We start from the raw sequence: 11,814 nt of genomic DNA on the forward strand, positions 1-11,814 counted from the left end.
TTACATAAGGTGAACAATACCTGAAAATGGGTAATCAAAAGGTGTACTGGAAGAAAATTATCTTGTTTACTCTCTGAACAATCAGCCCTCTTACTGCAGGAAGCAATGTTTATAAGAAGTAGTATAAATGATCTCTCATTAGGTTATCTGCTTTGGTGATGCGCCAATGGTTTTCTTGGCTAACTTTTCTGAGCCCTTGTGTAGCCTGATTCATAGTTTTTTCTTCATCTGATAACAAGTTGAAATCAGCCGCGAATTTTATAAATATCCCATAACAAGAAAAGCAGACGATTACTAAACGTCTGCTTTTTCTTGTGGGGCTTAGTTTATTCCTTTATTATCCTCCTTGTACACCTACTTCCGGGAATGGCCGTGGAAATTGCACATGCACTACATCGCCTGGCCTGTCAATGGGCAATTGGTTCAGCCGGTTATATCTGCGCATGTCAATCCAACGATGGCCTTGCATAAACAGGGAGTACCTCCGCTGCTTGAGCATTTCCGTAATCAGCGAATCTTTATCGGTTGGGCCAGCATAGGGTAAGAGGGCTGCATTTGCCCGTATTTTATTCAAGGCTGAGGTACCTTCCGCTAAGTTGCCAGCCTGTATTTGTGCTTCCGCGTAAATTAATACCAGCTCTTCATTCAAAATAACAGGCGTTGGATCGGTGTTGCTCCGGTAAATATAAATGTCATGTGTACCGGTTAGGTTGGAAGAAGTAGCTGGCGCATTTCGTTGCAACACCTTAGAAAGCCTTGTATCTGTTGGCTCTGCTTCGGCCACCCAGCTGGGATGAGCCAGACGTATATCGCCAGTGGCATTAGGCGCCAGGTAAAACGAATTTAAGCGGTCACCGGAACCTGCGGAATAATCTAAGTAAACCCCCTTGGAGTAGTTTCCATTTAAATCCAGAAACGATTCATTTAAAAAAGTTAGCGCCTCATCAAACCGGCTCCTATATACGGCTACCCTGGCAGCCAAGCCGCGGTTAAATTGCCGGAAGGTAGCCGGTGTAGTAAAACCTGCAAAGCCGGAAGGCAGTGAAAAAGGAAACTCGGTGCCTGCATTGGCTAAATGAGCAGCGCCTTCCTCCAACATACTGGCAATAGCAGCAAAAGATTCTTCTCTGGATAAGAATGGCCCAAGATTCTCTGCATCGCTTACTTCTACCCGGATACCATTATCATATTGCATGTTTAGTACCATTAACAACTCGTGTGCTTTCAGGGTTTTTGCTACGCCCAGATAGGCTTGCTTAGCTGGTTCTGCTGGTATATTGGTATTGTTTACCGCATCTATGAGGATATTCAGCGTTTTTACCGTGGCATACCGGGAAGCATACGGATTAGTGGTATAAAAGGCATTGTTATCAAGTGGTGCACCATTCGCTCCTGGCAGATCAGAGGTATAACGCGGATCTGATCCGGAAAAACGGTACGATTCTCTACCTATTACACCCACATCGTCTATATACAGGTCATAGTTAGCTCGCATCTGAGCAATAGATCCGGTTACCAGCGTATTTAACTGGGCAACAGAGGCATTTCGGCTAAACTGATCTGGCGTGGGTTGGTTTACATTTTCCAGATCGTTTAAGGTGCAGGCGCTTAACCAAAGTAAAGTCAAGACACTCACTATAGCGGATATTTTTATCTTTCTCATGTGTGAAACAGTTAGATAGGCCATTAAAAATTTACGCCCAGGTGAAAGAAAATTCTTCTGGAGGAAGGGAAAGGAGTTACTTCTACACCGGTAGAAATTCCATTGTTACCAAAGTTAGAAACCTCCGGATCATAGCTATTGTAATTGGAGAACAACAGCAGGTTATTTCCGGATACCCCAAGCCGTATACCTTCTATGGCTCCCATAGAAAAGCTTTTGGTAACGGTGCCGGGTATGGTATAATAGAGAGCTACTTCGCGCAACTTCACATAACTTGAGTTTTGTACCCATACGCGTGTATCGGAGCCCAGTGTATTGGTTCTTTCTACCCCGTTAACTATGCCATTTCCATTGTCGTCGTTATCAAAATCGAAGCTGGTCTGGCCCAGGTCAGTTAACAACTGCGTAAGGTTAATATTCTGGCCACCTTGCTTCCAGTGCCATAACATAGAAAACTGAAAATTTTTCAGGAAGGTAATGTCGTTATAAAACGAGAGCTGAAACTTTGGCGTGGCATCGCCAATCTGTGCAAGACCTCCTTCTGGCACTACCCCCACAATTTGTGTAGCTGATTTTCCTTGTTCAATCCGGAAAGAACCTAATGCGTTGGAAAAGCCGCCCAGATTAAACGGCGCTACATCCAGGCGTGTTATTTCGGCCCGGTTAACCCAGAAATTGGTTTTGGTATTCCACCGGATGGCATCTGTATTTACTGGTGCTACCCCTAACGATAGTTCTATTCCATTGTTACGCAAGGTGCCCACGTTGGCATATTGGTTGGTAAAGCCAGTAGAGGTAGGCAGATTGGCTAAAAGAATCAGGTCGTCTACAGTCTTTATGTAATAGGTAGCTTCTAGTGATACCTTATTATCGAATAAGCCTACATCTATACCTGTTTCCAGCTCTTTTGACCGTTCAGGCAGAATATCTGCTTTTCCCTGGGTAACGCCAATCACTAGCCCGGTTTCGCCTGAGATATTGCTTGGCACCATTACTGTAAATTTAGGAGCTTGCAGCGAAACTGGGTTGGCACTTGGTATACCCCCGGCTTCTCCATAGGCTGCCCGTAATTTTAGCATGTTAACTGTCTCCATGGTCCAGAAATCAAAATTAGCCAGATTTACAGCCAACGAGACTTTTGGAAAAGCAAAAAGGGCATTCGGATCGCCGATCATGTTCGACTTATCAAAGCGTATACCTGCGGTAGCAATAATTTTATCCTGAAAATTTGCCTCCTGCTGAAATACATAGCCAATGTCCTGGCTTTCCAGCGAACGGTTAAATACCTGGGTAGCCCCTGCCTGTTCCAGATTTTGCTGTCCAGGAATCAGTTGGGTAGCAAAGGTATTTATGCGGTCGTTGCGGAATGATAAGCGGGTCATTCCCAGTTGTGAGGTAAGGTCAATGCCTGCCAAGGAGGTATTGAATAGAAGAAACGCAGAGGCATTGGTATTAAAGGCAAGGCCACTTCCTCTGGAATACAGGCCATTGGTTGCTGTAAGCCCAGATTGCTGCCATTGCAGTTCTTCCGGAAAATATAAGGTAGACGACAGATTATAATAGTCAAAGCCGCCGCGCAGCAATACACGCAGCAACGAATTACTTCTGCGCAGCAAATTAATATTCAGACTTCCGCCTCCCAGAAAGCGGTTAACTTCCTCATTAATGGTAGACAAATCGCGGGTTTGCAGGAAGTTAGAAGCAGCATATGGATTGTTCGGATATACACCCCTTTCATCCGGAAAAAGCTCTGCCCAGGGTACGGTAGAACTTAAGGCTACGCCATAGGAAATACCAGCATTGTCATTATTAGTAACGCCTCTGTCTGTGGAAGAATTGATATAATTTGTATTAATGGAAAAATCGAACACCTTGGAGATTTTATGATCTATGTTTGCCCGGATGGTTTTCCGTTCAAAGCCAGTGTTTTTGATAATCCCTTCTTCATCTTGCAGTGTGCCGGAAACGAAAAACTTTGTTTTATCCGTACCACCAGATACACTAATGCGGCTGTTTATAAGTAAGCCTTTCTCTCCATACAGCTCCTTTTCATAATCTATTAAGCGGCCTGCACTTCTGGCGGCCTGAAACCTGGCAAGTTCAGCTTCATTAAAGGAAGTGCGTACCCGTTCATCGGTATAATCTCGCATGCCCAATAAATTCAAAGCCGAAGCAAAACCAATATCCTGGTTAAACGAAACACTTGTTTTTCCTTCCCGACCCCGCTTTGTTGTAATAAGTACCACGCCAGCATTGGCTCTGGCTCCATAAATGGCAGCCGCCGAAGGGCCTTTCAATACCTCAATATTCTCAATATCCGAAGGATTTAGGTCAGCAATCCGGTTGGCCGGGTTATCCTGGGTGGACGTAGCTCCTGATGCCCTGGAAGCCGCAGTAACCACATTTATACCGGAGGAAATAGCCGAATTATCCATATATACCCCATCCACAATATACAAAGGCTCCGATGACCCAATAATGGTACTAATGCCTCTCAGTTTCATAGAAATACCGCCACCTGGAGCACCAGAATTGGCAACAATGTTTGCCCCGGTAAGCTTTCCATACAGTGCCCCATCCAGGGTTTGAGGATTAGTAATGCCGGTTAGTTCCCTGGCAGATACCGTAGCTACAGCATTGGCCAAATTGGATCTTTTTACAGAAGAGGCTAATCCGGATACCACTACTTCTTCCAGCCTGGTGATATCTTCTTCCAGTTGAATAGCCAATGTACCGGAACTGGAGTTGACCGGCACTTCTGCTGAGAGATACCCTACATAGCTTACCGCGAGTGTAGCAGACTGTGTTGGCACAGCGATACTAAAATTTCCGTCAATGTTTGTGACTGTGCCTGTAGTAGTGCCTTTCACCAAAACCGTGGCGCCTATGACAGGCTCGTTGGTACGCTTGTCGGTTATTGTACCGGTAGCGGTGAATTGTGCCATCCCTGTTACTGGCAGTAGCAGCCACAGGAGCAACCATTTGAGATGATGTAATCTTTGGTTCATATAGGTTTTTGTTATAATGAAATAGTTAGCTAAACATAGTGATTATCTTAGAATAATTTTAAAATTTAACAAAAAAGTGTAATTTCGATCCAGCATATTTTAAATCCGCCCACGTAGAGGGTGTACTCATCTTGCCCTGGGTTTACAGAGGCCTTAAGCCATGGTTGCGTACATGTGAGTAACGATAAGAAAGGAGAATTGCGGGAAAAATCAACCTCAAACTTTGAACAGGCGCTGCTGTGTAAATAAATGTGCTAATAATCCGGTTAACTAACTGCCATAGTTAACTAGTATTGTAAAAACTGCAGTTTCCCTGGCTTGTATGGCTAAGCGATAATTCAAAAAATGGTTGTTGTTTGTAAGAAGAAGTATATATTGTCTGACCTATTCCCTACTCCTGTGAGAGGATTAAGCATATTCACCTATGAAAAACACTACCCGAAGATCATTCTTAAAAAAGGCAGGCACAGCCGTTTCTGCCGTATTTGCTGTACCCACCATTATTCCCGCCTCTGCCTTGGGCAAAAATGGATATACTGCTCCCTCCGACAGGATCAATCTTGCTTTCATAGGGGCTGGCAACCAAGCGGAGAACGATGTGAAGGGATTCTTAAATGATGAACGGGTACAGATTACAAGCATTTGTGATGTCAATAAAGAAAGCACTGGCTATTGGGATGGAAAAGTAGGTGGCCGGGATTTTATTATCAGAAAAGTAGATGACTTCTATAGCCAGAAATACGGAAAAAAGTATAAAGCTGCTAAAGGATATGTAGACTTTCGGGAAGTACTCAGCCGGAAAGAGATTGATGCGGTAGAAGTAGTTACCCCGGATCACTGGCACTCTATTCCAGTACTAATGGCCGCTGCCGCAGGCAAGGATATATACTGCCAGAAACCCCTTTCCCTTACCATAGCCGAAGGAAGGGCCATGAGTAATGCCGCCAAAAAATACAATATTGTTTTTCAGACAGGAAGCCAACAACGCTCCGATCCTAACTTTAGACGCGTATGTGAACTGGTACGGAATGGTAGAATAGGCGAACTAAAAACCGTAATTTGTGGCCTACCGGGAGGCACACCAGATTTTGGAAAGACAGGGCAGTTAACGGAGACCATACCTGTACCCAAGGATTTTGATTACGATCTGTGGCTGGGCCCTGCACCAGAAGCTCCTTACAGCCCTTCCCGGACACATGTCAATTATAGATGGATATTAGACTACTCCGGGGGAATGGTAACCGATTGGGGAGGCCATCATCCGGATATTGCCCAGTGGGGCATGAATACCGACAATACCGGGCCGGTTAAGATCCGTCATGCCAAAGCCATCTGGTCTACGCATCCTATCTGGAATACGGCTACCCAGTTTTATTTTGAATGCATCTATAAAAACGGAGTCACGCTGGTTGTGCAAAGTGATAAAATTTCTGGAGTTACTTTTAAAGGAACGGAGGGGGAAGTATGGGCAACCCGGGGAGAACATAAAGTTTTCCCTGCAAAATTGCAAGACACCGTCATTGGAGATGGAGAAGAGCAGCTTTATAAAAGCGAAAATCATTACCGGAACTTTATCGATTGTATCCTGTCACGAAAACAACCTATAGCCCCGGCAGAAGTAGGGCACCGGTCAATTACTATTTCACATCTGGGCAATATTGCCATGATGCTGGGCCAGGATCTGGACTGGGACCCTGACAACGAACGGTTTATTAATAATTTCGCAGCTAATCAATTACTATCCCGCGCCATGAGGGAACCTTGGGGAACCATCTATAAAAAACATGTGGTTTGAGGTGTCTTATATAAAAGGCCAACATTCTTTGTTACGAAATGAAAAAATCAGCTTATCTGATATAAGAGGTTTTAGGAATAATCAGGCAGCCATAAGCTAGCTGGTGCTTAGCAAGCAACCATCGTTTCAGGAATTGAATTGCTGAAACGATGGTTATTTTTCTTCATGCCTTACTGGCCTTACGTATATATAACTATATGCAGTTTTAGTTGGGGAGTTTATGACTAAATTTTCCATAAAGCCAGGTACCGGCTATGGCGCTTAGCAGAGTGACTATAACCACAGAAAAGCCACTGCCAATCTGGGCAAAGATAGGTCCCGGACAGGCGCCTGTGATTGCCCAGCCTAAGCCAAAGATAAACCCTCCGATGATCTGACCTTTTTTAAACTCCTTATTGTGCAGTACCACTTTTTCGCCTTGTATCGTTTTAATATTAAACCGTTTAATGAGTTGTACCGACAGCATTCCTACCAGGATAGCAGACCCGATTACGCCATACATAAAAAAGGATTGTAAGCGGAACATTTCCTGTATTCTAAACCAGGAAATAATCTCTGCTTTGGTAAACACTATCCCAAACACAATACCTACTATCAGATACTTTAGCAATCCCTGAGGGCTATCTCCATACTTTTGTTCATTGGGTGCATCGCACACAAAAGGTTGGGCAGTTTTTACTGGTTCTTTTATCTGTAGTTGCTCTTTATTTATTGCCATTTTTTATTTGAATCTATATTTATTTCTACCTATTTTTTGCTTGTCTTATTTAGAGCATCAACTTATTGCACCCATGCCATAAGGTAAGGCAGCAGCAGATGAGTCATGGTAAAGCCGCCGGCCATAAAGGCTATGGTGGCAATCAGAGATGGCCATTGTAAGTTGCTTAATCCCATAATGGAATGCCCACTGGTGCATCCACCGGCATAGCGGGTACTAAACCCTATCAGCAATCCACCAAGCACAAAGAATACCAGACCTTTGCGTGTAAACAGGTTATCCCAGGTAAATATTTCTTCAGGCAGTAGCTGTGTAAAGTTTGTGATACCTAAGGCTTTCAGGTCTTCCTGGGTAGATGCGGCCACCGTAACAGCTTCCGGATTAGCAAAGAAAGTGGCAGCGATAAATCCTCCAATGAGAATACCGGCTACAAATACCAGGTTCCAGGTTTCCTTGCGCCAGTTATAGGTAAAGAATGGGATCCTGGCTGGCACACAGGCTGCACAAATGTGCCGCAGTGAAGAAGATATACCAAAGGATTTATTACCTAGCAAAAGTAAAAGGGGTACGGTAAGTCCAATAAGTGGCCCGGCAACGTACCATGGCCAGGGCTGTTTTAGAATTTCTATCAATTGTTCCATGCGTAGTATTACTATTAATCTTTGTTGTTACAACTTAAAATTTACGCCTACATTCAGGTTCCACCTGTCTACGGCGTTTGTCACCGCTTGATCTGGCAAGGATGTTTCTTTTATGGATGACTCATCAAACCCTTACCTTGTTTGCTCATACGGCCAGGAAGCAATACCTCCTTTAAGATTATATACTTTATCAAACCCCATACTTGCCATTTTACTGGCGGCTTGTGCACTGCGGTTGCCATTTCTGCAATACAGCAGGTAGGTTTTAGATTTGTCCAGCTCTTGTAGCTGTTTATCAAAACTGCCACTCAGCATATCTATATTTCTGGCTTCTTTTATTTTGCCTCCGGCAACTTCTCCTGCTGTCCGCACATCCAGCACGAGGGCATTTTTATCTTCCTGCAGTTGCTTAAATTCTGCAGCTGAAACATTTGTATAACTGGTAGCTGGGTTATTCTTAAATAAATTAAACATAGTGTATAACTGTTTTTATGTGAATGATTCTGTTACTTTCTATACAAAGATGGCCTGGCACAACCGGGCTTCTTTTTGAACTTTTCTTTCAGATCAATCTCCGAAATATTGCCAAAGCCTTCTTTTGTTATTTCCCTGGTAACTTTATTGATAGCCTCCTCAAAAAAAGGAGACATTTTTTGGTAAAGTGGTAGCTCATGGTCTTTGTCTGTAAGGGTATGCCTGTTTATTAGCTAATGACTTGAGAATAGCTATTAAGCGCCCATCAGGATTTTTTTAGTTCATTAACTGCTTCGCTCATATCCAGTACTTCCGCCTTTGTATCCAGAACTGCCTCCAGAATGCTGCTGCCGGCAGCAGAGCGGTAGCCACCGGCACAATGCACCACAATAGGCTTGTCTACCGGAATTTCTTTCGCCCTTTCCCGAAGCTCTGGCAAGGGTATGCTAATGGCCTGTTTGAAAAATTTCCCTGCTTTCGTCTCACTTTCATTGCGGATATCTACAATGGTAAATGTATCTGGTGCTGCCAGAAAGGTTTTTTATCAAAAAAGGCAGATTGTTCTCCGGCTTTACTAGTGTACACAAAGGCACCTTTCAGGGTAAGTTCATAGCCTATTTTGGCCGCTTTCCTCAGTAGCTCATTCAGCTCTTTGTCAGAGCCGGCTATTAAATACCATGCTTCCTGTGGGCTCACGATGCTTCCCAGCCAGGTTTCGAACTTAGCGCCGTTCTGTATATTGATGGCTCCTTTCAGGTGGGATGATTTAAACTCCTGCTGCCCTCTGGCATCTACTACAATGGCTCCTTCTTCCGGTGTGAAGTTATCTTCTAAGCGTCTGACTGCTTTCATGCTCTGCTCATATTCCGGTGCTCCTTGCTTATTTAAGGCTACATTGTATTCAAAATATTTCGGTATAAAAGGCTGATCTTCCAGAAGCACCTTTACAAACGCCTCTTCTGACATAGGCTGCAAAGCATAATTACTTACCTTTTCCTCACCAATGGTGCTGCTATGGGCCTCGCTTAAGGATTTACCGCAAAGTGAACCTGACCCGTGCGCCGGATACATCACTACTTCATCTGCTAATTTCATGAGTTTATTGCGGGTACTCTGATACAGTTGCCTGGCTAGTTCTTCCCGTTTGGCTTTCATATTTCCTACATTTTCCCGCAGGTCTGGTCTGCCTACATCGCCAATAAACAGGGTATCGCCGGTAAATACCGCTTTATCTTTTCCCTGGTGTTCCAGCACAATGCTGATACCATCCGGAGAGTGGCCTGGGGTATTTAGTGCCTTTAACTTGATTTTCCCAAAGCTTATCACATCGCCTTCATCAAATGCGTGATGCGGGTAATCGGCTCCAGCCAAAGCACTGGTATAAATAGTAGCGCCAGTAAGCTGATGAATTTCCAGATGTGCGCTAACAAAATCTGCATGTGGGTGTGTTTCGATCACTCCTATAATTTTAGCGCCGTTTTCCCCGGCATAGGCATAATATGGTCTGGGGTCACGGGCAGGATCGATCAGAATAATTTGCGATTCGCTTTCACTTAAAATGGCATACGAAAAATGCGCAAGCCCTTTATCTTCAAATTGTTGTATTTTCATGGTGTGTCTTTAGTTTAAACGTTCGTTACCTATTGATCTGAGAAAAGTTTACATAACCAGTTCTTTCAACATAATATAAAAACCCATCAGCAGTACAAACCAGCCAAACCCTCTTTTTAAGTGATCTGAATTAATTTTAGTAGATAAGTAGCTTCCAATAAAGATGCCTCCTACTGATAAAGCCGTAAATAGGAGCATGAATGTCCAGTTGATTGGCTGGTTGCTAATATCTCCTAAAAATCCTACCAGGGATTTTGCCGCAATGATGAGCAGCGATGTACCTACGGCCATCTTCATAGGTAATCTGGCTACTATCACCAATGCCGGAATGATCAGAAATCCACCGCCTGCACCAACAATTCCGGTGAGTACGCCTACCAATGCGCCTTCTACCCCAATGAGTGGATAGTTATATTTGATTTCCCCACTTGTTTCCTCTTCCTTCCGTTTACTCCGAATCATAGAGATAGAAGCAGCTACCATAACCAGGGCAAAAAACACCATGATGGCTATACTTTTTGTCACTTCGAAGCTGCCGAGGGTAAACACTGGGTCTGGAATGGCCGGCACCAGGTATTTACGGGTAAGAAACACCGAGATAAAAGAAGGCAGGGCAAACACCAGGGCCGTCCGGTAGTCTACGAGTTTTCTCTTCATAAACGAGAAAGAACCTACCAGCGAAGTGGCCCCTACTACAAACAGAGAGTAAGCCGTAGCCAGTACCGGATTTACTCCCAGTAAGTACACTAATACTGGAACCGTTAATATAGAGCCTCCGCCCCCTATCAGGCCAAGGCTCAGACCGATCATAACCGATGCAGCATATCCTATTATTTCCAAAGCAGTCATTAGGTAAGTTTAACTGCTGCAAAGGTAGACCCTCCAACCAAGGAAGTCAGTGACAATTGTTACACAGCTTTCGAAGTATACAATATGGAGGAGTGGTAGGGGATAAAAACTGAATCGTTTAGATACGTTTCTCCTCAACCTCACACGGACAAACCTAGTACAGGGAAACGAGAACTTTAAAGTTGTTCTATTCCTTTTATAAGAAAAGCTCACACATGGACGTACAAGAATTAAAAGCCTATTTACCGGCTATTACTGACCCTAACTTGCTGGAAGCTATTAGTAAGCATGGAAAAATCTATGAACTAAATGCAGGCGAATCTCTTATGGAACCAGGCCATTACATTAAAATGGTGCCTTTGATTCTGCAAGGTTCCATTAAAGTAATGCGGGTAGATTCAGAAGGCCGGGAGCTATTTTTGTATTACCTGGATGCAGGCGATAGCTGTGCCCTTACACTTACCTGCTGTAGCAACTTACAAAAAAGCGACATTAAGGCAGTGGCAGAAGAAAAAACCAACGTAATAGGCATACCTTTGGGGCTGCATGAAATCTGGACCAATGAGTACCGGCAATGGAAAGATTTTGTAGCACTGACTTATCAAACCAGGTTTCAAGAATTATTAAATGCTTTAGATGCGGTTGCTTTTAAGAAGATGGATGAGCGCTTACTGAACTACCTAATTACTAAGGCAAAGCAATTAAAAACAAACGAATTATCCATCACGCATCAGGAAATAGCCAGTGAACTGAGTACCTCCCGGGAAGTTATTTCCAGGCTTATGAAACAACTGGAAAAAACCAAACTCATCGAACTCGGCAGAAACAAAGTATACGTGAGGGATGATATAGAAGCATTTATGAAGCGGCGTTAACCTGTTCTTAATTATCATTCTGGTTACTATCCCCCACTAGAAAACTTACTTTACAAATTCACGGAGGCAGAACAATATTCCTACATCAACCATTCCGGGGCAGGCTTAATACAATTTGGCAAAGCAACAGAAAAATAAGTGGTCTGTTAGACACACAAAGCATACTATACTAGGTTTACA

At 43.7% G+C, this 11,814-nt stretch carries 11 protein-coding genes; 2 read left to right on the forward strand and 9 right to left on the reverse strand.

The window, feature by feature from the left end; translation table 11 throughout:
• Window positions 1–337: 337 nt before the first annotated feature.
• A complete protein-coding gene (locus tag Q0590_RS19060) occupies window positions 338–1,663 on the reverse strand; it encodes a RagB/SusD family nutrient uptake outer membrane protein (RefSeq protein WP_302039185.1) in 1,326 nt (441 codons plus the stop codon).
• A 23-nt stretch (window positions 1,664–1,686) separates the two neighbouring features.
• A complete protein-coding gene (locus Q0590_RS19065; protein ID WP_302039186.1) occupies window positions 1,687–4,671 on the reverse strand; it encodes a SusC/RagA family TonB-linked outer membrane protein in 2,985 nt (994 codons plus the stop codon).
• 424 nt (window positions 4,672–5,095) lie between these two features.
• Between Q0590_RS19065 and Q0590_RS19070 the strand changes: the two genes are divergently transcribed.
• Entirely contained in the window at window positions 5,096–6,466 is a 1,371-nt protein-coding gene (locus tag Q0590_RS19070) for a Gfo/Idh/MocA family protein (protein WP_302039187.1), read from the forward strand.
• Window positions 6,467–6,671: 205 nt separating this feature from the next.
• Here Q0590_RS19070 and Q0590_RS19075 read toward each other — a convergent pair whose 3' ends face one another.
• The 7 genes from Q0590_RS19075 to Q0590_RS19100 form a co-directional block, all read right to left on the reverse strand.
• A complete protein-coding gene (locus Q0590_RS19075; protein ID WP_302039188.1) occupies window positions 6,672–7,184 on the reverse strand; it encodes a DUF6691 family protein in 513 nt (170 codons plus the stop codon).
• A gap of 62 nt (window positions 7,185–7,246) precedes the next feature.
• Window positions 7,247–7,825 carry a YeeE/YedE family protein gene (locus Q0590_RS19080; RefSeq protein ID WP_302039189.1) on the reverse strand — a complete coding sequence of 193 codons (579 nt, stop codon included), beginning with the start codon at window positions 7,823–7,825 and terminating at the stop codon, window positions 7,247–7,249.
• Window positions 7,826–7,957: 132 nt separating this feature from the next.
• The gene (locus tag Q0590_RS19085) at window positions 7,958–8,299 is read right to left on the reverse strand and encodes a rhodanese-like domain-containing protein (RefSeq protein WP_302039190.1); all 342 of its coding nucleotides are present in this window, start codon (window positions 8,297–8,299) and stop codon (window positions 7,958–7,960) included.
• Window positions 8,300–8,331: 32 nt separating this feature from the next.
• Window positions 8,332–8,475: a DUF302 domain-containing protein gene (locus Q0590_RS19090; RefSeq protein WP_302039191.1), complete on the reverse strand. Its 144-nt coding sequence runs from the start codon at window positions 8,473–8,475 to the stop codon at window positions 8,332–8,334.
• A gap of 89 nt (window positions 8,476–8,564) precedes the next feature.
• On the reverse strand, window positions 8,565–8,831 hold the full coding sequence (locus Q0590_RS37555) for a rhodanese-like domain-containing protein (protein WP_366970456.1): 267 nt from the start codon (window positions 8,829–8,831) through the stop codon (window positions 8,565–8,567).
• Window positions 8,801–9,910: an MBL fold metallo-hydrolase gene (locus Q0590_RS19095; protein WP_366970453.1), complete on the reverse strand. Its 1,110-nt coding sequence runs from the start codon at window positions 9,908–9,910 to the stop codon at window positions 8,801–8,803. Before Q0590_RS19095 ends, Q0590_RS37555 begins: the two co-directional genes overlap by 31 nt.
• Before the next feature lie 48 nt (window positions 9,911–9,958).
• Window positions 9,959–10,759 carry a sulfite exporter TauE/SafE family protein gene (locus tag Q0590_RS19100; RefSeq protein ID WP_302039192.1) on the reverse strand — a complete coding sequence of 267 codons (801 nt, stop codon included), beginning with the start codon at window positions 10,757–10,759 and terminating at the stop codon, window positions 9,959–9,961.
• A gap of 215 nt (window positions 10,760–10,974) precedes the next feature.
• On the opposite strand from Q0590_RS19100, the gene Q0590_RS19105 reads away from it, so the two are divergent.
• Window positions 10,975–11,634 (forward strand): Crp/Fnr family transcriptional regulator, encoded by a 660-nt coding sequence (locus Q0590_RS19105; RefSeq protein WP_302039193.1) that lies wholly within the window; start codon window positions 10,975–10,977, stop codon window positions 11,632–11,634.
• The last annotated feature ends 180 nt before the right edge of the window (window positions 11,635–11,814 follow it).

Source organism: Rhodocytophaga aerolata (assembly GCF_030503435.1).
Classification (GTDB): domain Bacteria; phylum Bacteroidota; class Bacteroidia; order Cytophagales; family 172606-1; genus Rhodocytophaga; species Rhodocytophaga aerolata.